Origin of the sequence: Salarchaeum japonicum (assembly GCF_049705945.1) — an archaeon.
Classification (GTDB): domain Archaea; phylum Halobacteriota; class Halobacteria; order Halobacteriales; family Halobacteriaceae; genus Salarchaeum; species Salarchaeum japonicum_A.
Window position 1 is genome coordinate 1,642,886 of record NZ_JBNAMV010000004.1, and the last position, 21,381, is coordinate 1,664,266.

At 68.2% G+C, this 21,381-nt stretch carries 24 protein-coding genes; 12 read left to right on the forward strand and 12 right to left on the reverse strand.

Translation table 11 applies throughout. The features are described from left to right. Positions 1-91 precede the first annotated feature (91 nt). Positions 92-3,316, forward strand: a complete 3,225-nt coding sequence (gene carB / locus ACOZ4O_RS10650; RefSeq protein ID WP_424525291.1) for a carbamoyl-phosphate synthase large subunit — start codon at positions 92-94, stop codon at positions 3,314-3,316. A 147-nt stretch (positions 3,317-3,463) separates the two neighbouring features. Beyond that, a complete protein-coding gene (locus tag ACOZ4O_RS10655) occupies positions 3,464-3,769 on the forward strand; it encodes a DUF4242 domain-containing protein (RefSeq protein ID WP_424525292.1) in 306 nt (101 codons plus the stop codon). Between the two features lie 4 nt (positions 3,770-3,773). On the opposite strand, the gene carA is transcribed toward ACOZ4O_RS10655, so the two are convergent. After that, the gene (gene carA, locus ACOZ4O_RS10660; RefSeq protein ID WP_424525293.1) at positions 3,774-4,832 is read right to left on the reverse strand and encodes a glutamine-hydrolyzing carbamoyl-phosphate synthase small subunit; all 1,059 of its coding nucleotides are present in this window, start codon (positions 4,830-4,832) and stop codon (positions 3,774-3,776) included. 97 nt (positions 4,833-4,929) lie between these two features. On the opposite strand from carA, the gene ACOZ4O_RS10665 reads away from it, so the two are divergent. The 4 genes from ACOZ4O_RS10665 to ACOZ4O_RS10680 are packed head-to-tail and all read left to right on the forward strand — an operon-like array spanning position 4,930 to position 7,127. Continuing rightward, entirely contained in the window at positions 4,930-5,343 is a 414-nt protein-coding gene (locus ACOZ4O_RS10665) for an Lrp/AsnC family transcriptional regulator (RefSeq protein ID WP_424525294.1), read from the forward strand. 41 nt (positions 5,344-5,384) lie between these two features. Next, on the forward strand, positions 5,385-5,963 hold the full coding sequence (gene idi / locus ACOZ4O_RS10670) for an isopentenyl-diphosphate Delta-isomerase (protein ID WP_424525295.1): 579 nt from the start codon (positions 5,385-5,387) through the stop codon (positions 5,961-5,963). A gap of 30 nt (positions 5,964-5,993) precedes the next feature. Continuing rightward, on the forward strand, positions 5,994-6,407 hold the full coding sequence (locus tag ACOZ4O_RS10675) for a desampylase (RefSeq protein ID WP_424525296.1): 414 nt from the start codon (positions 5,994-5,996) through the stop codon (positions 6,405-6,407). A gap of 27 nt (positions 6,408-6,434) precedes the next feature. Beyond that, positions 6,435-7,127 carry an SDR family NAD(P)-dependent oxidoreductase gene (locus tag ACOZ4O_RS10680; protein WP_424525297.1) on the forward strand — a complete coding sequence of 231 codons (693 nt, stop codon included), beginning with the start codon at positions 6,435-6,437 and terminating at the stop codon, positions 7,125-7,127. Here the strand turns inward: ACOZ4O_RS10680 and ACOZ4O_RS10685 are convergent, their stop codons facing one another. Next, on the reverse strand, positions 7,128-7,358 hold the full coding sequence (locus ACOZ4O_RS10685) for a hypothetical protein (RefSeq protein ID WP_424525298.1): 231 nt from the start codon (positions 7,356-7,358) through the stop codon (positions 7,128-7,130). Further along, positions 7,358-8,398 (reverse strand): zinc-binding dehydrogenase, encoded by a 1,041-nt coding sequence (locus ACOZ4O_RS10690; RefSeq protein WP_424525299.1) that lies wholly within the window; start codon positions 8,396-8,398, stop codon positions 7,358-7,360. Before ACOZ4O_RS10690 ends, ACOZ4O_RS10685 begins: the two co-directional genes overlap by 1 nt. A 72-nt stretch (positions 8,399-8,470) precedes the next feature. Here ACOZ4O_RS10690 and ACOZ4O_RS10695 point away from each other — a divergent pair, with 72 nt between their 5' ends. The 3 genes from ACOZ4O_RS10695 to ACOZ4O_RS10705 are packed head-to-tail and all read left to right on the forward strand — an operon-like array spanning position 8,471 to position 10,142. Next, a complete protein-coding gene (locus tag ACOZ4O_RS10695) occupies positions 8,471-9,145 on the forward strand; it encodes a MogA/MoaB family molybdenum cofactor biosynthesis protein (RefSeq protein ID WP_424525300.1) in 675 nt (224 codons plus the stop codon). After that, on the forward strand, positions 9,142-9,912 hold the full coding sequence (locus tag ACOZ4O_RS10700) for a 5-formyltetrahydrofolate cyclo-ligase (RefSeq protein ID WP_424525301.1): 771 nt from the start codon (positions 9,142-9,144) through the stop codon (positions 9,910-9,912). Before ACOZ4O_RS10695 ends, ACOZ4O_RS10700 begins: the two co-directional genes overlap by 4 nt. A 23-nt stretch (positions 9,913-9,935) precedes the next feature. Then, positions 9,936-10,142, forward strand: a complete 207-nt coding sequence (locus ACOZ4O_RS10705) for a hypothetical protein (protein ID WP_424525302.1) — start codon at positions 9,936-9,938, stop codon at positions 10,140-10,142. Here the strand turns inward: ACOZ4O_RS10705 and ACOZ4O_RS10710 are convergent. The 6 genes from ACOZ4O_RS10710 to ACOZ4O_RS10735 all read right to left on the reverse strand — a co-directional run bounded on the left by ACOZ4O_RS10710 (position 10,139) and on the right by ACOZ4O_RS10735 (position 15,241). Continuing rightward, positions 10,139-10,450, reverse strand: coding sequence for a cupin domain-containing protein (locus ACOZ4O_RS10710; protein ID WP_424525303.1), 312 nt, complete (start codon positions 10,448-10,450; stop codon positions 10,139-10,141). The genes ACOZ4O_RS10705 and ACOZ4O_RS10710 overlap by 4 nt on opposite strands. A 24-nt stretch (positions 10,451-10,474) precedes the next feature. After that, positions 10,475-10,801 carry a DUF7126 family protein gene (locus ACOZ4O_RS10715; protein ID WP_424525304.1) on the reverse strand — a complete coding sequence of 109 codons (327 nt, stop codon included), beginning with the start codon at positions 10,799-10,801 and terminating at the stop codon, positions 10,475-10,477. A gap of 41 nt (positions 10,802-10,842) precedes the next feature. Beyond that, a complete protein-coding gene (locus tag ACOZ4O_RS10720; protein ID WP_424525305.1) occupies positions 10,843-11,610 on the reverse strand; it encodes a class I SAM-dependent methyltransferase in 768 nt (255 codons plus the stop codon). A 44-nt stretch (positions 11,611-11,654) separates the two neighbouring features. Then, complete coding sequence (gene guaA / locus ACOZ4O_RS10725; protein WP_424525306.1) at positions 11,655-12,572, reverse strand: glutamine-hydrolyzing GMP synthase; 918 nt, start codon at positions 12,570-12,572, stop codon at positions 11,655-11,657. Further along, on the reverse strand, positions 12,572-14,200 hold the full coding sequence (locus ACOZ4O_RS10730; protein WP_424525307.1) for a CTP synthase: 1,629 nt from the start codon (positions 14,198-14,200) through the stop codon (positions 12,572-12,574). The genes guaA and ACOZ4O_RS10730 overlap by 1 nt, the downstream gene beginning before the upstream one ends. A 66-nt stretch (positions 14,201-14,266) precedes the next feature. Further along, positions 14,267-15,241, reverse strand: a complete 975-nt coding sequence (locus tag ACOZ4O_RS10735; protein WP_424525308.1) for a hypothetical protein — start codon at positions 15,239-15,241, stop codon at positions 14,267-14,269. Between the two features lie 114 nt (positions 15,242-15,355). Between ACOZ4O_RS10735 and ACOZ4O_RS10740 the strand changes: the two genes are divergently transcribed. Continuing rightward, positions 15,356-16,360, forward strand: a complete 1,005-nt coding sequence (locus tag ACOZ4O_RS10740; RefSeq protein WP_424526168.1) for an alcohol dehydrogenase — start codon at positions 15,356-15,358, stop codon at positions 16,358-16,360. Here ACOZ4O_RS10740 and ACOZ4O_RS10745 read toward each other — a convergent pair. After that, on the reverse strand, positions 16,350-16,952 hold the full coding sequence (locus ACOZ4O_RS10745) for an alpha/beta hydrolase (protein WP_424525309.1): 603 nt from the start codon (positions 16,950-16,952) through the stop codon (positions 16,350-16,352). The genes ACOZ4O_RS10740 and ACOZ4O_RS10745 overlap by 11 nt on opposite strands. Before the next feature lie 80 nt (positions 16,953-17,032). On the opposite strand from ACOZ4O_RS10745, the gene ACOZ4O_RS10750 reads away from it, so the two are divergent. Then, positions 17,033-17,824 (forward strand): PspA/IM30 family protein, encoded by a 792-nt coding sequence (locus tag ACOZ4O_RS10750; protein WP_424525310.1) that lies wholly within the window; start codon positions 17,033-17,035, stop codon positions 17,822-17,824. Here the strand turns inward: ACOZ4O_RS10750 and ACOZ4O_RS10755 are convergent. Continuing rightward, complete coding sequence (locus ACOZ4O_RS10755) at positions 17,719-19,008, reverse strand: hypothetical protein (RefSeq protein ID WP_424525311.1); 1,290 nt, start codon at positions 19,006-19,008, stop codon at positions 17,719-17,721. The genes ACOZ4O_RS10750 and ACOZ4O_RS10755 overlap by 106 nt on opposite strands. A 69-nt stretch (positions 19,009-19,077) precedes the next feature. On the opposite strand from ACOZ4O_RS10755, the gene ACOZ4O_RS10760 reads away from it, so the two are divergent. Then, the gene (locus ACOZ4O_RS10760; RefSeq protein WP_424525312.1) at positions 19,078-20,124 is read left to right on the forward strand and encodes a hypothetical protein; all 1,047 of its coding nucleotides are present in this window, start codon (positions 19,078-19,080) and stop codon (positions 20,122-20,124) included. Positions 20,125-20,161: 37 nt separating this feature from the next. Here the strand turns inward: ACOZ4O_RS10760 and ACOZ4O_RS10765 are convergent, their stop codons facing one another. Beyond that, the gene (locus ACOZ4O_RS10765) at positions 20,162-21,364 is read right to left on the reverse strand and encodes an MFS transporter (protein ID WP_424525313.1); all 1,203 of its coding nucleotides are present in this window, start codon (positions 21,362-21,364) and stop codon (positions 20,162-20,164) included. Between the last annotated feature and the right edge of the window lie 17 nt (positions 21,365-21,381).

The window sequence follows — 21,381 nt, forward strand, 5'->3', positions numbered from 1 at the left end:
TCCGCCAACGGTTTCGATTTTCGTAATCGAATTTCGAGTGGCGTAGTTTTTCGTCGGACTTATTACGATGACCGAACTGAATTTGGGTAGTATGAGTGACGACCGGACCGTGCTCCTCATCGGGAGCGGCCCGATACAGATCGGACAGGCGGCTGAGTTCGACTACTCCGGCGCGCAGGCGTGCCGCGCGCTTCAGGAGGAGGGCGCCCGAGTCGTCCTCGTGAACTCCAATCCCGCGACCATCATGACCGACCCCGAGATGGCGGACGCGGTGTACATCGAACCCATCACGACGGAGGCCATCGCGGAGGTTATCGCCAAGGAGAACCCCGATGGCGTCATCGCGGGACTCGGCGGACAGACGGGCCTGAACGTCACCGCCGAACTCGCGGAGGAGGGAGTGCTCGACGAGTACGACGTGGACGTCATGGGAACGCCGCTCGACACCATCTACGCGACGGAGGACCGCGACCTCTTCCGTCAGCGTATGCACGACCTCGGCCAGCCAGTCCCGAAATCAACGACCATCAGCCTCGACGAGGGCGAATCCCTCCAAGCCCTGAACGAGGACGACATCGCTGACCGCGTGGAGGACGCCGTGGACGCAGTCGGCGGGCTTCCGGTCATCTCCCGCACCACGTACACGCTCGGCGGGAGCGGGTCCGGCGTCGTCCAGGAGATGGAGGAGCTCAAGAAGCGCGTGCGCAGCGGCCTCCGCCTCTCCCGGAACTCCGAGGTCCTTATCACGGAATCCATCTCGGGCTGGGTGGAACTGGAGTACGAGGTGATGCGGGACGCCGGCGACTCCTGCATCATCATCTGCAACATGGAGAACATCGACCCGATGGGCATCCACACCGGCGAATCCACGGTCGTCACGCCCAGTCAGGTCATCCCGGACGAGGGCCACCAGGAGATGCGGGACGCCGCGCTCGAAGTCATCCGCGACCTCGGCATCGAAGGCGGGTGTAACATCCAGTTCGCGTGGCACGACAACGGCACGCCGGGCGGCGAGTACCGGGTCGTGGAAGTGAACCCGCGCGTCTCCCGGTCGTCCGCGCTGGCGTCGAAAGCGACCGGCTACCCCATCGCGCGCGTCACCGCGAAGGTCGCGCTCGGCAAGCGCCTCCACGAAATCACGAACGAAATCACGGGCCAGACCACGGCCGCGTTCGAACCCGCCATCGACTACGTGGTCACGAAGGTTCCGCGGTGGCCCAAGGACAAGTTCCCCGAAGTGGACTTCGAACTCGGCACCGCCATGAAGTCCACGGGGGAGGCGATGTCCATCGGACGAACGTTCGAGGAGAGCCTCCTCAAGGCCCTGCGGAGTTCGGAGTACGACCCCGCCGTGGACTGGGCCGACCTCTCCGACGACGCGCTCGAAGTCGACTACCTCGAACGTCCGACGCCCGACCGGCCGTACGCGATGTTTGAGGCGTTCGACCGCGGATACACCGTCGCGGACGTCGTGGAACTGACGGACATCGCGGAGTGGTACGTGGAGCGCTACGCGAACATCGCGGACGCCGCCGCGGACGCGCAGAACGGCGACTTCACGAGCGCCGCCACCGCCGGGTTCACGAACCACGAAATCGAAGCGCTCGCGGGCGGCGAGTTCGCGGACGCGAACGCGTCCTGGCTTCCCGCGGAGGAGAACGACGCCGTCACGGACGGCGCGGGCGCGACCATCGACAGCGTCGAACAGGACGTCCCCGGCCGCACCTACAAGCAGGTGGACACGTGCGCGGGGGAGTTCGCCGCGCAGACGCCGTACTACTACTCGTCGCGGAAGCCCGAGTGGTTCAGCGGACCGTTCGAGGGCGACGCGGCCGCGGGCGAACTCGTCGTGGATGAGGACGAGCGCAGCGTCGTGGTGGTCGGCGGCGGCCCCATCCGCATCGGCCAGGGCGTCGAGTTCGACTACTGTTCGGTGCACGCGGTGCGCGCGCTCCGCGAGGAGGGAATCGACGCGCACGTCGTGAACAACAACCCCGAAACCGTCTCCACCGACTACGACACGAGCGACGGCCTGTTCTTCGAACCCATCACCGCGGAGGAAGTCGCGGACGTGGTGGAAGCGACGAACGCGGACGGCGTGATGGTGCAGTTCGGCGGCCAGACCTCCGTCAACATCGCGGACCCGCTCCAGGACGAAATCGACCGCCGCGGATTGGATGCGGATATCGTCGGGACGAGCGTGGACGCGATGGACCTCGCCGAGGACCGCGACCGGTTCAACGCGCTGATGGACGAGTACGGCATCAGCCAGCCGACCGGCGGGAGCGCCACGTCGAAAGACGAGGCGCTCGACCTCGCACACGACATCGGCTATCCGGTGCTCGTCCGGCCGTCGTACGTGCTCGGCGGACGCGCGATGGAGGTCGTGTACGACGACGACGAACTCATCGAGTACATCGAGGAAGCCGTCCGTGTCAGCCCCGAGAAACCGATTCTCGTGGACGAGTTCCTCGCGGACGCCGTCGAACTCGACGTCGATGCAGTATCGGACGGCGAGGACGTGCTCATCGGCGGCGTGATGGAGCACGTCGAGGAGGCCGGCGTGCACTCCGGCGACTCCTCCTGTGTGATTCCGCCCCGCAGCCTCGACGCCGACACGCTCGCCCGCGTCCGCGAGGTCACGGAGGACATCGCGGACGCCCTCGACACCGTGGGCCTGCTGAACGTCCAGCTCGCAGTTCAGGACGGCGAAGTCTACGTCCTGGAGGCGAACCCGCGGAGTTCGCGCACGGTGCCGTTCGTCTCGAAGGCGACCGGCGTCCCAATCGCGAAACTCGCGGCGAAGGTGATGGCCGGGCACTCCCTCAGCGACCTCGGCGTCGACGAGGGCGTCCCCGAGCAGTACAGCGTGAAGGAGGTCGTGTTGCCCTTCGACCGCCTCGAAGGCAGCGACCCCCGCCTCGGCCCCGAAATGAAGAGCACGGGCGAAGTCATGGGGACCGCGCGGTCCTTCGGGAAGGCCTACGAGAAGGCTCAGTCGGCAGCCGGGAACACGCTCCCCGCTCCCGGTGCGACGGCCGTCGTCGACCTCGACCTCGACGGCTTCGAGGAGTACTACGAGGTCACCGCGTTCGCGGACGTGAACGAGGCGCTCCGCACGGGCGAAATCGACCTGCTCGTCACGGACGACCCCGACCACCTCCGCACCGCGGTCCGCGAGGACGTTCCCTACTTCTCCACGGTCGCGTCCGCCGCGGCCGCTGTGGAGGCGCTCGCACACCGCGACGACGACCTCGACGTCCTCCCCGTCTCGGACCGCCCCATCACCCACACCGACTGGGGCGCACGCGAGTAACGCCCCGCGTCCTCCGATTCACGATTCGACGCGCCACAGCAACGACCCCGCTCCGAGCGGCGTGCGGTCGTGTTGGGCGCGTTTTCACGACCTGCCGCCCGGACCCACCCGACAATTTATATATCTCGTTTTTCACCATCCGATGGGATGTCCGCGAATGAACAGGAGCTAGAGGACTTCCTCATCCTCCGCGAACTCGACGAACCGATCACGGACGCAGAACTCGACGCGGCCGGCGAACAGTCCGGCGAGGCACTGCAGGCGCTCCGCGACGAAGGCGTCGGCATCGAATGGGTCGACTCGGAAGTGATGAAAACCGAGGACGGCAACGTCGCCGGAACGTTCTGTCACTACCGGGCCGAGAACGAAGCAGCAGTTCGCGAACACGCCGACCGCGCGGGACTGCCGGCCACGCGAATCGACCGGCGCGGCGACCCGCTCGACGGCGAATAACGAGTCAGTCGGCGCTGACGGGCGCGCGGGATTCCGCGAGGTCGAGCACGTCGTCGAAGAAGCCCAGGGAGTCGTGGGGGCCGGGGTGGGCTTCGGGGTGGTACTGGCGCGTGATGACGTCGAGTTCGTCCGATTCGAGGCCTTCCGGGGTGTCGTCGTTGACGTTCACCTGGGTCACGTCGAGGTCGCCGGGTTCGGCGACCGTGTAGCCGTGGTTCTGCGTCGTCATCACGACCTTGTCCGTCCGGAGGTCGCGCACGGGCTGGTTCACGCCGCGGTGGCCGAACGCCATCTTCTCCGTGCTCCCGCCGAGGGCGTTCGCGACGACCTGCTGGCCGAGGCAGATGCCCGCGAACGGGTACTCGCCGACGAGGTCGTCCACGAGGTGTTCGGCGGCCTCGAAGTTCTCGGGGTCGCCGGGGCCGTTCGAGACGAAGACGATGTCGGGGTCGAGGTCGCGGACCTCCGCGGGCGTCGTGTCGTAGGGGAGGACGTGGACCTCTGCGTTCCGCGCGGCGAGCGAGTCCACGATGGAGCCCTTCGCGCCGCAGTCGACGAGCGCGACGCTCGGCCCGCTTCCCGGGTGGTGTTCGGGTTCGGTGACGCTGACCTGCGCGCCGATGTCCGTGATGTCGGACATCCCGGGGCAGTCGGCGAGCTCCTCCTTCGCGGCCTCGGGGCTGGCGTCGGGACCGGCGGCGATACCGACTTTCATCGCGCCGCCCTCGCGGATGTCGAGCACGAGGTCGCGGGTGTCGACGTGGTCGACGGCGGGCACGTTCTCGGACTGAAGCCACTCGGCCACGTCGTCGGTGAGTTCGCGCGCGACGACGGAACTCGGGTGGACGCGGTCGGACTCGAATCGCTCGGCTCGGACCCCGTAGTTTCCGATGAGCGGGTAGGCGAACGTGAGAACCTGTTCCTCGTAGGAGGGGTCGGTCAGGGACTCCTCGTAGCCCGTGTACGCGGTGGTGAACACGAGTTCACCCTGCGCGCGGCCCGGTGAGCGGGCGCGGGCTTCGACGATGTCCCCCGTTTCGAGCGCGAGGTATGCGTCCGGCATTACGAGATTCAAACGAACCAACGGCACTTAGTCCTTACCTTCGTAACTCAGTTACGAAATTCGCAAATCTATTGGGTGTGGGGATGGTTCCGTTCGTATGGACGACCTCGACCGGGAGATACTCGACATCCTCCGACGGGACGCCCGAACGCCCTACACGGAAATCGCGAGCACGCTCGACGTGAGCGAGGGCACCGTCCGGAACCGCGTCGACCGACTCCGCGACGACGGCGTCATCGAACGATTCACCGTCTCCACCCGCACCGGGAACGTGAAGGCGATGATAGAGGTTTCCGTCGCGATGGACGTGGACACGCACTCCGTCGGCGACCGCATGACCGACTGGGACGAAGTCGACTTCGTCTGGCAGGTCTCCGGCGAACTCGACATCGTCCTCGTCGTCGACGCCGCGGACACCACGCGCGTGAACCAACTCATCACGAAAGCCCGCGAGCAGGACGAGGTCGTGGAGACGAAGACGCGCCTGATACTCGACGAGAAACTCGGCTGAACATCCGAAGTTCTATTCCCGCTGCCCTCCCTGTCCCCTGTATGAGCGACACAGCGGCCGACGCGGACGTACGCACGCCGGAGGAAGTCGAGAACGCGGAACAAGACGTCGTCACGGTCACGCCCGACGACGAACGAACTGGCCTCGCGAACCGGCTCGACGCACACACCGGCGACGGCATCCGCCACCGCGCCTTCACCTGCATCCTCTTCGACGAACAGGGCCGCGTCCTCCTCGCGCAGCGTGCCGCCCGCAAACGCCTCTGGGACACCTGCTGGGACGGCACCGTCGCCAGTCACCCCGTCGACGGCCAGAGCCAGAAGGAGGCGACGCGCGAACGCCTCGAAGAGGAGTTGGGGATTTCGCCCGACCAGTACGACGACCTCGAAGTCACCGACCGATTCGAGTACAAGCGCCACTACATGAACGACGGCGTCGAGTGGGAGGTCTGCGCCGTCCTTCAGGCAACCCTCTCGGACACCACCCTCGACCCCGACCCCGACGAGGTCGGCGGCATCCTCTGGGCGAACTACGAGGACCTCCACCAGAACCCCCGACAGTACCGCCAGATCGACCTCTGTCCGTGGTTCGAAATCGCGATGCGCCGCGACTTCGAGTAGGCTTTTCCACCCACACCCCCTACTTTGGGTATGCTCGTCCTCGGCGGCGGCGTCTACGACGACGTGCTCGCGCACGCCCGCGAGGACGCTCCGCGCGAGGCCTGCGGCATCCTTGTCGGCACCGTCGAAGAGGACACCGCGACCGCGTCGGTCGCCCACCGCGTTCGCAACGTCGCCGACGCACCCCGCGTCGCGTACGAGATGGATCCGACCGAACAGCTCCGCGTCTTCGAGACCGCCGCCGACCACGACCGGGAGGTCGTGGGGTTCTACCACTCGCATCCCGCCGGTCCCGCCGAGATGAGCGACCGGGACCGCGAGGCGGCCGCGTGGCCCGACTATCGGTATCTCCTCGTGTCGCTCGCCGGCCGCCCGCCCTTCGTGGGCGCGTGGACGTGGACCGGCGACGCCTTCGAGCGCGAGACCGTCACAGTCCAAAACTGAGTAGTGTCCGCCCGCCCCTCCTCCCGTATGGTCGATACGTACGACGACCTCTCGGGACAGGTCGCGCTCGTCACCGGCGCGAACCGCGGGCTCGGCGCGGAAATCGCGCGCCGTCTCGCGGAGAAGGGCGCGACAGTGTACGCCGGCTCCCGGAGTTCAGGTAATGAAACGCCGGAGAACACCGAACGCGTCCTCCTCGACGTGACGCAGGAGGGCGACATCGAGGCCGCCGTCGACGGCATCTACTCCGAGGTCGGCCGCCTCGACATCCTCGTGAACAACGCGGGCGTCGGCGAGTTCGGGAACGACATCGTCGCGGAACCGACCCCCGAAATCGACCGCACGCTCGCGGTGAACCTCCGCGGGCCGATGGTCGTCTGCAAGCACGCCGTCCCGCTCCTCATCCAGAACGACGGCGGGCGCGTCGTCAACATCTCCTCGGGAATGGGTGCGCTCTCGGACATGGACGGCTCCAGTCCCGCCTACCGCGTCTCGAAGACGGGACTGAACGGCCTCACCACGTACTTGCACGGCGAGTACAACGAGAACGGCTTGCTGGCAAACTCTGTCTGCCCCGGCTACGTCCGGACCGACATGGGCGGCGAGGACGCCGACCGGTCCGTCGAGAAGGGCGCGGAGACGCCGGTGTGGCTCGCGTCGCTCGAACCCGAGGGTCCGTCGGGCGCGTTCTGGCGGGACAAAGAACGCATCGACTGGTAGCTATCGCCGCACGGCGGTCCAGACGCCCACGAGCGCGAACAAGACCGCGGGAATCATCGGGAGTGCGACCAGCGAATCTATCCACGTCAGTCCGAGCGGGCTGAGCGTCCCGCCGAGCAGTATGGCCCCGGGTATAACGAGCAGGCAGAACACGAGCATCGCGATTATCGCCCACGACTGTCGGTCCGTGAGCGGCGTCTCGGCCTGCGCCTCCTGTGGTTCGTGCGCCATCAGTATTCGCTATCGGGTTTTACCACCACCTTCCCAAAGCCTTCGCGGTTCTCCAGCAGTTCGTGCGCGCGCGCCGTCTCGCTCATCGGCAAGACCTCCCGAACCCGCGGTTCGAACGTTCCGTCCCACACTTTTTCGAGGGCGTCGTCGGCCTCACCGAGGGTCGCCATCGTCGAGCCGATGACTTTCAGTTGGTTCCAGAAGATGCGGTTGATGTCCGTCTCCGGGCGGCCGCCGGTCGTCGCGCCGCAGGTGACGACGCGCCCGCCCTTCGCGAGCGACTTCAGGCTGTCCTGCCAGGTCGCCGCGCCCACGTGGTCCACTACCACGTCCACGCCGCGCTTCCCGGTCAGGTCTCGAATCCGACTCGCGAAGTCGTTCGCCTCGTAGTCGATGGTGTGGTCCGCGCCGATCTCCTCGGCGTACGTGAGTTTCTCCTCGCTGGACGCGGTGGCGTACACCTCCGCGCCCGCGTGCTTCGCGACCTGCACGGCCGCGTGGCCGACGCCGCCGCTCGCGCCGAGCACGAGCACTTTCTCGCCCGGACTGACCTCGCCGCGCGTGAGCAGCATCCGCCACGCCGTCTGGAACACGAGCGGCGCGGCCGCCGCCGTCTCCCAGTCCACGTGCTCGGGCACCGGCACGAGGTTCTCCTCCGGCACGACTGTCTGTTCTGAGTGGACGCCGCGGACGTGCTCGCCGATGATGTGGTAGGACGAACACAGCGAGTGCTCGCCGTCCCGACAGAACTCGCACTCCCCGCAACTCACGCCCGCGAGCAACGCGACCCGGTCGCCCTCGGAAAAGCGTGTCACGCCCTCCCCGACCTCCGCGACGACGCCCGCGCAGTCGCTCCCCGGGATGTGTGGCATGTCGAGGTCCAGGCCCGGCATCCCCTTTCGCGTCCAGATATCGAGGTGGTTCAGCGCGCCCGCCTTCACGTCCACCACGATCTCGCCCCGGCCTGCCTCCGGGTCGGGGAAGTCGCGGTACTCGATGACGTCCCTATCGCCGTGCTCCGCGAACTGAACTGCTTTCACACCCGGCGTCTTCGCGCCATCGCATCAAAACTCTATGGCACGTATTATGCCGCGCCCGCCCCCACGGCCCGTATGGCCGACTCCCAGTCCCCCGACACGACCGACGCGGACGACGCCGAACCGACAGACGGCGATGGCGAACAGAACGACCATCACGACGACCACGGGCACGGACAGGACGACCACGGCGACAACCACGAACATCACGACCACGGGCACCATCACGCCGGGGACCTCGCCGCGGTCGGCGTGGGCGTCGTGACGGTGTCGTCGTCGCGGAGTCTGGACGACGACCCGAGCGGGGACGCCATCGCGGCGGCGTTCGAGGCCGACGGGCACGAGGTCGTCACCCGTGAACTGGTGCGCGACGACTACGACCGCGTGCAGGCCATCGTGAACCGCTTGGTCGGCCGCGATGACGTGAACGTGGTCGTCACCACGGGCGGCACGGGCGTCACGCCCGACGACCGGACCGTCGAGGCGGTGCGGCCGCTCCTCGAGAAACGCCTCCCCGGGTTCGGGGAACTGTTCCGCCGACTCTCCTACGACGACATCGGCACCCGAGTCGTCGGCACGCGCGCGCTCGCCGGCGTCGCGGACGGCGTCCCGGTCTTCTGTCTTCCCGGAAGCGAGAACGCCGCCACGCTCGGCGCGGAGGAAATCATCGTCCCCGAAACCCCGCACCTCGCGGGTCTCGCAAAGGAGGACGAGGGTGAGGTGGAAGGCGAAGCGGAGGGCGAGGAGTGACCGACAAGCAAGCGATTCGCGAGCGCGTCTGGGACGCCCTCGACGAGCAGGGGGTGGCGCGCTTCCCGTTCCCGCCGCACGGCCGCATCCCGAACTTCGCGGGCGCGGAGACCGCCGCCGACCGCCTCGCCGACACCGACGCGTGGCGGGACGCCGACGTGGTGAAGGCGAACCCGGACGCCCCACAGCTCCCCGTTCGGCGGCGCGCGCTCCGCGACGGCAAAACCGTCTACATGGCCGTCCCCCGACTCCGGGACGAGCAGTGTTTCCTCGAACTCGACCCCGACGCCATCGACCCCGAGAACTACGACAGCGCGCCCGCACTCTCGAACGTGGACGACTACGCCGACCAGGTCGGCCCGGACGAAGTACCCGAAATCGACCTCGTGGTGTCCGGGAGCGTCGCCGTCACCGAGGACGGCGCACGCATCGGAAAAGGGGAGGGGTACAGCGACCTCGAATACGCGATACTGCGCGAGCTAGGGCTGGTGGCTCCCGTCGGGTGCGACCGAACGGCGAGCGGTGAAACCGCGAGCACAGCCGACGAGACGACCGTCGTCACCACCGTCCACGAACTTCAGGTGGTCGACGCCGTCACGCCCGACGAGCACGACGTGCCGATGGACCTCGTGGTGACGCCCGAGCGCACCCTCGATACCGAGACGCCCTACGAGCGGCCCGCGGGCGTGGACTGGGACGAACTGGGCGAGGAGCGAATCGCGGAAATTCCCGTGCTGGAGCGCCTGCGCTCGGACGAGCGTTTATAGGAGGTGGCGGCGAACACTGTGGTATGCCGCGGGAGGCCGAGTCCGTGCTCGCCGGAATCCTCGAGGAGCGCGAGGCGACGCCGACCTGCGAGATGTGTTCGAGCGACGCCGACTTCTTCCTCTACGAACCCGAACGCGTGAGCAAGTTCGTCTGCTGGGAGCACGTCAGCCCGTACGCCGCGGCCGTGGACGAACCCGGAGAGGACCGGCCGACGGCGGTCCGACTCTAACCCATCGGCGCCATCGTCGCCGTGAACACCGCGATGTCGTCGCTCTCGTTGCGCGCGCCGTGCGGAACGCCCGGTTCGTGGACGACGACGCTCGGCGCGTCCACGGACTGCTCGTCGTCGCCCTGTACGACGACGACCGACCCCTCGACGACGTGAAATGAGTTTGTCTGCCCGGGATGCTCGTGCGGACTGAGTTCGCCACCGGGGCCGAGCGCGAACGCCTTCACGAGAACGTCCTCTGAGTAATACAGTTCCGTGGTCTTCACTTCGCCCGCGTCGGGCGCGAAGTCGAGGTCGTGTACGTCCATACCGGCGCGTGGGCGCGGAGCTACTTAGGCTTCGACGCCGCCGACGAGTTCCTCCGCGACGAGGTCCGCGTCGAGGAGTTCGGTGTCGAGCGCGAGGTCGAGCTGGCCGCGTACGAACTCCGGAATCGTGTCCGGCGAGTAGACGACGGTCTTCAAGCGGTCGTTCAGCTCCAGCGCGACCGACACCGCGGTCGACTCGCCCACGTCGGTGAGAATCAGCATGTCCGCGTCCGCGACGCCCGCCGACTCCAGTTCCGCGGCACTCCCGAGGTCGATGCGTTCGACCGACACGCCCTGTTCGGCGAGCGCGTCGCCGAGTCCGCGGTCGGGGCCAACGAGAATTGCCTTCATACTCGGGAGTCAGCGCCCGGTAGATATGAATCTGGCGTCGACTACGCGACCGCCCAGAACCGCACGCTCCGCGGAATCCGCCAGAGCGCCTCCGGCAGGTCGCGAGCGCCCGGTTCGTTCTCCGCGACGTGCGGGTGCTGGTGTTCGACCAACCGATGCACGTTGAACCCGGCGTCGACCAACGCGTTGTACCGGGCGTCTATCGGGCGGTTGAACACCGTGAGCGGGGTCGCGTACTCCTCGTCGATGGTGAGTTCGCGCGGCCCGGGGTCGAGGTAGTCGTCCTCGACGGTCGCGGTCTCGGCGTCGAACGCCTCGTACAGCGGGTGGGGGACGCTGAGCACGAACACGCCGCCGGGCCGGAGGACGCGGTGGGCTTCCGCGAGCGCGCGGCCGAGGTCTTCGACCATCTGGAACGCCGCCTCCGAGGACGCGAGGTCGAAGCTGTCGTCCGGGAACGGAAGGTCGGTCAGGTCGCCCTGCACGAATCCGGCGTCGACGCCGTAGAAGTCGCGGAGGCGGCGCGCGTGCCCGAGCTGTTCCTCAGAGAGATCCAAACCGGTGGACTCCGCACCCATCCGTGCGGCGCCGACGGTTCCCTGGCCGCCGCCGCAGCCGAGTTCGACGTAGTCCGCGTCCTCGATGTCGGTCACGTCGACGAGGGACTGCTCGGCGAACCCGGGGGCGTCCGGTTCGAACGGCGACGGCGCGGGCGGCAAGTCCTCGTCCGTGTCCGCGTTCCACGCCGCTTGGAAGGCGTCGCTCCACTCGTTCCACAGCCGACGGTTCGACTGCGTGTGGTCGTCCATACGCCGCCTCGAACGCCCCGCGAGAAGAAGGTTCGGCCGCGCTGTTATTCGTACTCGATGGTGGCGGGCGGCTTGTGCGTCACGTCGTAGACGACGCGACTCACGTCCTCGACGGTGCCCGTGATTCGACTCTGCAACCGCTGGAGGGTCTCCCAGTCGAGTTCCTGGGCGCGCGCGGTCATGCCGTCCCGGCTCTCGACGGAGCGAACCGCGACGACGTGGCCGTGCACGCGGTTGTCGCCCTTCACGCCGGTCGCGCGGCCGAGCACGGCGGCGAACGCCTGCCACGGCTCGTACTCCTCCAGTTCGTCCTCCACGATGTGCGTCGCCTCGCGGGCGACCCGGACCTTCTCCGCGGTGACTTCGCCGACGACGCGCACGGCGAGTCCGGGGCCGGGGAACGGCATGCGCTCCGAGATGACTTCTTCGAGGCCGAGTTCGCGTGCGACCGACCGCACCTCGTCCTTGTAGAGGTCGCGCAGCGGTTCGACGATACCCTCGAAGTCCACGGCGTCGGGGAGACCGCCGACGTTGTGGTGGCTCTTGATGTTCCCCTCGCTCTCGATGCGGTCGGGGTAGATGGTGCCCTGCACGAGGTAGTCCGCGTCCGTCTCGCCCGCGACGGTCTCGAACTCTCGAATGAACTGCTCGCCGATGACCTTCCGCTTCTCCTCGGGGTCGGTGACGCCCTCGAGCGCGCCGAGGAAGCGGTCCGCGGCGTCGACGACGCGCAGACTGTCCATGTACCCGAACACGTCCGCGATCTCCTCCGTCTCGCCCTTCCGCATCAGGCCGGTATCGACGTAGACGGGCACGAGCTGTTCGCCGACGGCCTCGTACGCGAGCGCCGCCGCCGTCGACGAGTCGACGCCGCCCGAGAGCGCGATGATGGCCGTGCTGTCACCGAGTTCGTCGCTGATCTCGGCTTTGGCCTCCTCGATGAACTCGTCTACGTCCACCATCAGGCGGTCACCTCCGTCTCCGCGAGCACCGCCTGCAGCAGCCCGACGAACGGCGGGCTGGCGCGGCCGGGGCGACTCCGGAACTCGGGGTGGAACTGCGTCCCGAGGAAGTACGGGTGCGAGTCGAGTTCGACAATCTCCATGCGGTTATTCGCGTGCCCGCTGAACGTCAAGCCGTCGCTCGTGAGGTCGTCGATGTACTCGGGATTGACCTCGTAGCGGTGGCGGTGGCGTTCCGTACAGGAGGTTTCGCCGTACACGTCGTGCGCGAGCGTCCCGGGGTCGATGTCGGTCTCGTGCGCGCCGAGCCGCATCGTCCCGCCGAGGTCCTCCATGTCGTACTGCTCGGGCAGCAGGTCGATGACCGGATACGGCGTGTCCTCCTCGATTTCGGCGGAGTGCGCGCCCTCCAGTCCGAGGACGTTCCGCGCGTACTCCACGACCGCGAGCTGGAACCCCAGACAGAGGCCGAGGAAGGGCACGCCGTTCTCGCGGGCGTACCGCACGGCCTCGAGCTTCCCCTTGATTCCGCGGCTCCCGAAGCCGCCGGGGACGACGATGCCGTCCGCGGATTCGAGGCGTTCGCGGTGTTCGTCGTTCATCTTCTCCGAGTCCACCCACTGGACGTTCACGTCCACGCGCTCGTGCAGGCCGGCGTGCTTGAGGGACTCGTGAATCGAGATGTAGGCGTCCTCCAGCGCGTACTTCCCGACGAGCGCGATGTCGACGTCGCCCTCGGTGTCGCGCGTGACGAGGTCGCGCCACTCGGTCGACCGCTCGCTCGCGGGAAGCGCGTCGCCGTCGATGGCGAGTTCGCTCATCACGTACTCGTCCAGTCCCTCCTCTTCGAGCATCAGCGGAACGTGGTAGATGTCCTCCACGTCCGGGTTCGAGAACACGGCGTCCGTCGGCACGTCGCAGAACAGCGCGATCTTCTCCTTTACGCTCTCCTCCAACCGGTTCGGGTTCCGTCCGACGAGGATGTCGGGCTGGAGACCGATACTCCGCAGTTCCTTCACGGAGTGCTGGGTCGGCTTCGTCTTCTGCTCGCCGTTCTTCGAATCGGGGACGAGCGTGACGTGCGTGAACAGGAGGTCGTCGTCGTCCTGCTCGTGACTGAACTGCCGGAGCGCTTCGAGGTACGGCATCCCCTCGATGTCCCCGACGGTGCCGCCGATTTCGACGAGGCACACGTCGCTCCCCTCGGCCGCCTCCCGGATGCGGCGCTTGATGTCGTCGGTCACGTGCGGAATCACTTGCACGGTCTTCCCGAGGTAGTCGCCGGCACGCTCGCGCTCGATGACCTCCTGGTACACCTTTCCCGTGGTGACGTTGTGGTCGGAGGTCATGTCCACGTCGAGGAAACGCTCGTAGTTCCCGAGGTCGAGGTCGACCTCGCCCCCGTCCTTCAGGACGTACACCTCGCCGTGCTGGTATGGGTTCATCGTCCCGGCGTCGACGTTCAGGTAGGGGTCCACCTTGACAGCGGTCACGTCGAAACCGGCGTTCGAGAGAAGTCGTCCGAGACTCGCGGCCGTGATACCCTTCCCCAGGCCGGACATCACGCCCCCGGTAACGAACACGAATTTGTTGCCCAGTGATGGGTCGTATCCGGTCTCCGTCGGCATACTGTCTGTCCGCAATCCCCGCTCTAAACCGTTTCGGAGACCGGGCGATTGGGCCGTGTTGACAGCCTACTCGGCGTCCCGGGGGATTCCTTGGAGCGTGTTCGAGTTGTCGTAGATGACGAACTGGCCCGCGGATTCCGTGCGCTTCGCGATGGCGACCACGCGCATGATGTACGTGCCGAGCAGGACGATGGGCGCGAGCGACGCGACGTGCACGCCGACGACCAGCCAGTGCGACCGCGGGAGCTGGTCGATGTGCAGGAGGACGAAGGACATCGCGACGATGGCGGGAAGCGCGACGAGGAAGAGGTCGCGGGAGAGGTTCGCGAACTCCCGGCGGAAGTAGAGCGTCTTGAAGTACTCTCTCGTGGTCGCGAGGTACTGCAGGAGGTCGAGCATGTCCCCGATGGTTTCGTCCACGGACTCCGGGAGGTCGCCGTCGCCCTCCGCCCGCAACCGCTGGAGGTCGTTCACTTGGCGCTCGTAGTCGTACGCGAGCGTCGCGAGCACCACGTCGAGCGGGCCGGCCGCGTCGTCCAGTTTCGCGTTCAGGTCGGCGGTCGCGCGGCCGAGGTCGTCGAGGTAGGCGTCGAAGTCCTCCCGGAATTCGAGGTCGGTCGCGGGGATGCGCTCTTCGAGGTACTGCGCGCGCTCCACGATGTCGCCGGTGAGCACGCGCAGGAACGCCGACGGCTCCCCGGGCACGTGGTCGAACTCCGTCACGTCCTCCAAGCGGTGGCGGAACTGGGAGACGGAGCGGATGCGGCCGAACTGCTGGCCGAGCGGGTTCTGCTCGCCGGAGACGAAGAGGCTGTTCACGGAGACGACGATGGAGACGAGGAGGAAGTTCCCGCTCAACAGCGTCGTCACGAGCGGCACCACCGTCTGGTGCCGGGAGAGCGTCTGCCCGAGACCGCCCGTCACCAGGTGGCCGACCGGGCCGAACAGCAAGAACAGCAGGACGACCGCGATGGTCGTGACCGTCAGCCGGTTCCCCCGGTACACGAGCCACTCGGTCGCGCGCGCCACGAGCGAGACCATCACTCGGGCGTGCGAGCGCCCCCCGGTTAGTGGTTCGGGCCGACACCGCGGCCGCCGGTACGCGGAGGGTTTTGTGTCGCCCGCACAACGTTCGGAGTGATGTCAGAAAACACCATGCGCGCGGTGCAGGTGCCGGAGGCGGGCGGCGAGTTCGACGTCGTCGAAACCGCCGTGCCAGACCCGGACGCCGACGAGGTCCGGGTCGCGGTGGACGCGTGCGGCGTCTGCCACAGCGACGCGATGGCGAAGGAAGGCCTCGCGCCCGGTATCGACTACCCGCGAGTGCCCGGCCACGAGGTCGTCGGGCGCGTCGACGCGGTCGGCGACGACGTGACCGAGTGGAGCGAGGGCGACCGCGTCGGCGTCGGCTGGCACGGCGGCCACTGCTTCACGTGCGAGGCGTGTCGCCGCGGCGACTTCATCAACTGCGAGAACGCCGACGTGACCGGCCTCGACTTCGACGGCGGGTACGCCGAGTACACGGTCGCGCCCCGCGAAGCGCTCGCCGCCGTCCCGGACGGCCTCGACGCGACCGACGCCGCCCCCCTCCTCTGCGCGGGTATCACGACCTACAACGCCCTCCGGAACAGCGACGCCCGCCCCGGCGATTTGGTCGCCGTGCAGGGCGTCGGCGGCCTCGGCCACCTCGGCATTCAGTACGCCCGCGAGGCCGGGTTCGAGGTCGTCGCGCTCTCCCGCGGCACCGACAAGAAGGAGCGCGCGCTCGACCTCGGCGCGGACCACTACGTCGACACCGAGAGCGAGGACGCCGCCGCGGCACTCCAGGAACTCGGCGGTGCGCGCGTCGTGCTCGCCACCGCGCCGTCCGCGGACGCCATCGAGTCCGTGGTCGGCGGTCTCGGCACGGACGGCGAGGTCGTCGCGGTCGGCATCCCGCCGGAGACGGTCGGCGTGGACGTGAACACGCTCGTCGGCACGCGCGGGTCGGTCTCCGGCTGGGCGTCCGGCACCGCCCGCGACTCCCAGGACACCCTTGAGTTCAGCGCGCTCCGCGACGTGACGCCCGAAATCGAGACGTTCGACCTCGCGGACGCGAGCGACGCCTACGAGCGGATGCTCGCGAGCGAGGTCAGGTTCCGCGCCGTCCTCACGCCCTAACGCTCGCCACCAGGAACTCCCCCGCGGCCTCGGCGACCTGGTCGGTCTTCCCGACGAAGAAGTGGTCTGCGGACAGTTCGACGACGGTCATTCCGTTTTCGCGGGCGCGCTCGACGACCGGCCGCCAGTCCGCCGTGGTGTCGCGTTCGCCGTACACGACCTGCGTCGGCACGACGATGTCGTCGAGCGCGTCCGCAGCGCTCAGGCCGCATTCGAGTTCCGCGGTCGGCGCGAGCAGGCTCACCGCGAACACCTCGATTTCGGTCGTCGCGGCGGCGAGCGCGGCTATCGAGCCGCCGAAACTGAACCCGAACACGCCCACGCGCTCGTACCCGTCAGCGGCCCATCGGAGCGCGTTCCGGGCGTCCTCGCGCTCGCCCCGCCCCTCGTCCCAGGGCCCGTAGTCGAACCGGAGGCACGCGATGTCGCGTTCGGTGAGGTAGTCGCTGACGGCGCTGAGGCGGGCGTCGCCGCGGTGGCCGCGGTGCTGTGGATGCGGCGGGCACGCGACCACGCACGCGTCCGCGTCCCGCGAGCCGTCGAGCGTGGCTTCGACGCGCCGAGCGCCCGGTACGAACACGGTTTCTCCCATACGCGGGGTCTCGACGGCCGGACGGTTAGCGGTGGTGTTCGCCGGCGAGAATTTTAACCGTGGAGGACGAACGAGGGGGTATGGGACTGCTCTCGCGACTCTCGTACGCGGTCCGGTCGAAACTGAACGCGCTCGTCGGGCGGACGGAGAACCCGCAGGACGCCCTCGATTACTCCTACGAGCGGATGCGGGACGAACGCCAGAACGTCCGGGAGAGCCTCGCCGACCTCACCGCGCAGAAGAAACGACTCGAAGCCCAGCGCTCGCGATTGAACGAGAACGTGGAGAAGCACGCACAGCAGGCGGAGGAGGCGATGCGGCAGGACCGGGAGGACCTCGCGCGCCGCGCGCTGGAGAAGAAGCAGGCGAAGGTCCAGCAGATGAAGGAGTTGGACGAACAGCTCGCGGAACTGGAGCGCACGCAGGCGGACGTGGAGGAGAAGAAAGAACAGCTCGACCAGCGCATCGAGGAGTTCCGCACGAAGAAGGAGACGATGAAGGCGCGCCACGACGCCGCGGAAGCGCAGAGCCGGGTGAACGAGGCGTTGACGGGCGTCGGCGGGGAGATGGGCGAAGTGAATCGGGCGGTCGAGCGCGCGACCGAGCGCACCGAGGAGATGGAGGCGCGCGCCGCCGCGCTGGACGAACTCGAAGACCGGGGAGCGCTCGAAGCGACGACCGGCGAGGACGAAATCACGACGGAACTCCGCGCGGAGCGAAGCGAGAACGAGGTGGACGCGGAACTGGCGACGCTCCGCGAGGAAGTTCAGGGCGAACGCAGCGTGAGCGAGGCGGAGGAGGACGCCGAATCCGAGGTGTCCGAGGAAGCGGTCGAGGAGGAACTCGAAGAGTTGCGCGAGGACGACGCCTGAACGAGCGCCCGCACGGACGTTTCGTTCACGCCTGAGACCACCGTCACCGTCTCGCCCTCGCTCGCGATGGCGGTGTAGAACCGCGGGGTCGTGTCCGTCGCGGGAACGACGAGCAGTCCGTCTTTTTCCGTTGCGTTCCGGGAGTCGAGCAGTCCGTGCCACGCGGCCGCGAACGCGCCGGCTTCGCTCTCGTTCTGCCACGCCGTCCGCCAGTGCACCGGCGCGTCCGGACCGTCGTAGTACGTCATGCGGTCGTTCCGCCAGCCGAACGCCGCGCTCGCCGCGTCTTCCGTCTGGACGCCGTTCGCGCGGAGCGCGAGCCGAATCCCGAGTTCACCCACGGTGTCGTACTGGACCGGCGTCAGATCGCTCGTGCGCGGCGGGTCCGCGACCGCGGGTTTCGTCGCGTTCACGCCCGGATGGAGGAGCGCGCGCGTGCTGTTCGGGGGTGACCGGAGCACCGCGTTCCGCTCGGCGGTCGTGGTCGCCCGTTCACGGATGTATTCGTAGCCGTAGTGGTAGTAGGCCCCCGAGAACGCGGCCTGCCAGCGCTCGCGCGTCACCGACCCGAACGGAACCACCGGGAGGGACGCGTTCGAGAGGGAGCGGTTCCGGTAGGCGACTGCGGTCGCCTGCGCGTCGCCCTCGATGACGGCGCGAACGGCGAGCGCGCGGTCGGTGTCGAGCAAGCCCGAGGTCCCGATCTGCACGGCGGTGAAGTCGTGCTGGTACTGGAGGGCGTGCGTGAGTTCGTGCGCGAGCACCAACTCCTGCGGGTAGGCGTCCACGTTCTCGCGCAGGACGACGCGCGGCCCGCTGTACGTCACGCCGAGCACGTTCCCGGCGGGGACGCTCGCGTTCGTTTTGAGGCCGAGCGCCACCGCGCCCGCGGGGTCGATGCCGAGCGCGCTATCCCGAATGTCGCGCTCGCCGCCGGACCTCAGCATGGCTTCCTCGACGCGAATCGTCCCGGTCGCGTTCAGGTCGCGGAGGCGTTCGACGCGTTCCAAGACGCGCGGGCCGTCGTAGGGGATGGTCGCGTCCTCGTACGCGAGCGGGCCGTCCGGCGGCACGTCCGTCGTGTCCGCCGGGCCGCTCGTCGTCGTGACGGTGGTGTCCGCGGTGGGGGCCGAACAGCCCGCGACCAGCAGAAGGAGGACGGCGAGGAGGGCGCGTGCCTGCATGCGGGACACGTCCGACCGCCGTCACATAAGGCCGTCGCCCCTTTCACGGTGGCCGTAGAACCGTCCCGTATGAGCGACTCGGCCGACGAACGAACCGGCCAGGAGGGGCCGAGCGACACGATGCGCGAGCGCGTCCCCGAGAGCAGTTGGAAGTTCTGGCTGCTCCTCGACGCGAACCGGTGGGCGCTCGCCATCGGCATCGCCGCTATCGTGTTCGTCGCGCTCGTCCTCGTCGGCCACTTCCACCCCGTCGGCACGCCGAAACTCCTCACGAAGGCAGACCCCGTGGAGACGCTGTTCCAGGGGCTCCTCACCTCCATCATCACGGGCGTCACGCTCGTGCTGACGCTCAGCCAGCTCGTGCTCAGCCAGGAACTCGGCGCGGTCGGCGACCAGCGCGAGCGCATGCAGGGCGCGACCGACTTCCGCGAGGACGTCTCCGATCTGCTCGACGAACCCGTCAGCCCCGCGATGCCCTCCGCGTTCCTCCGCGCGCTCGTCTCCCTCACCGAGGACCGCGTCGACGCGCTCGAAGCCGCCGTGGAGGACATCGAGAACGACGACCTTCAGGACGCCGTCTCCGAGTACGCCGCGAACCTCCGCGGGAACGCGCAGGCCGTGGAGTCCCAACTCGACGGCGCGCAGTTCGGCGAGTTCGACGTGGTGTGGGCGGCGCTGAACTACAACTACTCGTGGAAGATTTACGCCGCGAAGAAGCTCCAGGCCGAGTACGCCGACAGCCTCACCGCCGACGCCGAGACGGCGTTCGACGACCTCGTGGAGTCCCTCGAACTGTTCGGGCCGGCGCGCGAGCACTTCAAGACGCTCTACTTCCAGTGGGAACTGGTGAACCTCTCCCGCACCCTCATCTACGCCGCCGTCCCCGCGCTCACCACCGCCATCGCCACCCTCCTCTACCTCGAACCCCGGCTGTTCCCCGGTACGGTCGGCGGCGTCGAATCGCTCGTGCTCGTCGTCGCCGCCGCCGCCACCGTGGCCATCGCGCCGTTCGCCATCCTGCTCGCGTACATCCTCCGCATCATCACCGTGACAAAGCGTACGCTCTCCATCGGCCCGTTCATCCTCCGAGAGACGGAGCGCTCCCGCGACCTCTAAGCCGCCAAAAGATGGCCCGCTCGTGAAAACGCGGGGGTTAGTTCGTGACGAGTCGGAACCCGAGCACGCTCGCGATTGCGGCGAACGCGGCGAGCGCGAGGAAGAGCGCGAACGGCGTGGCGTACGTGAGGAGGCCGCCCGCGACCGCCGCGCCGAGCGCGCCGACGCCGAACACGCCGAGGTAGGTGAATCCGTACGAGATACCGCGTGTCTCGGGCGGCGAGTACTCCGCGACGAGCGCCTGATACATCGGCTGGACGACGAACAGGAAGAACCCGAGCACCGCGCTCACCGCGAGCAGCGGTACCGCGCCGATGCCGGCGAGCGGCATGAAGGCGACCGCGAGCACCGCGAGCACGCCGAACGCGATGGCGATGCCGCGCTCGGGCGGCATCCGGTCTGTGAGGCGGCCGCCCGCGTACTGGCCGAGCACGCCGACCGCGAGCAGGCCGGAGTAGACGTAGCGCGCGGGCGAGTCGATGCCGGAGTCGGCCGCGAACGACTGGACGAAGTCGAGGTCGGAGAGCAGTTCGGGGAGGAACGTGAGGACGCCGCGGTAGTAGAGACCGCTCATCATCACGATACCGAACACGAGGACGAACGCGCCGGCGAACAGGGTTTTCGAGGTGTCGAGGAACGCTCTCCACGACGACGGCGGGCCGCTCGCTTTCCCGCCGGCCTCGTGCGCGGACTCGTCCACGGAGACGAGGAGGACGAGGCCGGCGGCGACGAGCGCGGGCACGCCGAGCACGACGGCGACGGTCCGCCAGTCGAACGCCAAGAGGAGGAGGCTGGTCGCGAGCGGGCCGGCGGCGATACCGACGTTCCCGGCGATGCCGTGGAACGCGAGGCCGCGTCCGCGCTCGGTGACGCCGGTGCTGATGAGGGAGAGGCCGGCGGGGTGGTAGACGCTCGCGGCGACCCCCCAGCAGACGAGCGCGAGCGCGATGACGAGCACGCTCGGCGCGACGCTGAGCAGGAGGAATGACGCGCCCATCCCCGCGACGCACGCGGCGATGAGCGGTTTCGACCCGACGTGGTCGGCGAGCACGCCCGCGGGGAGCGCGCCCAACCCGAACAAGCCCATCCCGACCGTCACCACGAGACCGAGTTCCGCCGTCGTCGTGGAGAACTCGGTGAGCCAGATGGTGACGAGGATGGGAATGGAGAGTTCGTACGTGTGGACCAGGGCGTGCGCGAGCATCGCGACGCCGACGATGGCCCGGTCGTTCCGATTCACGGACGGGAGAACACGGA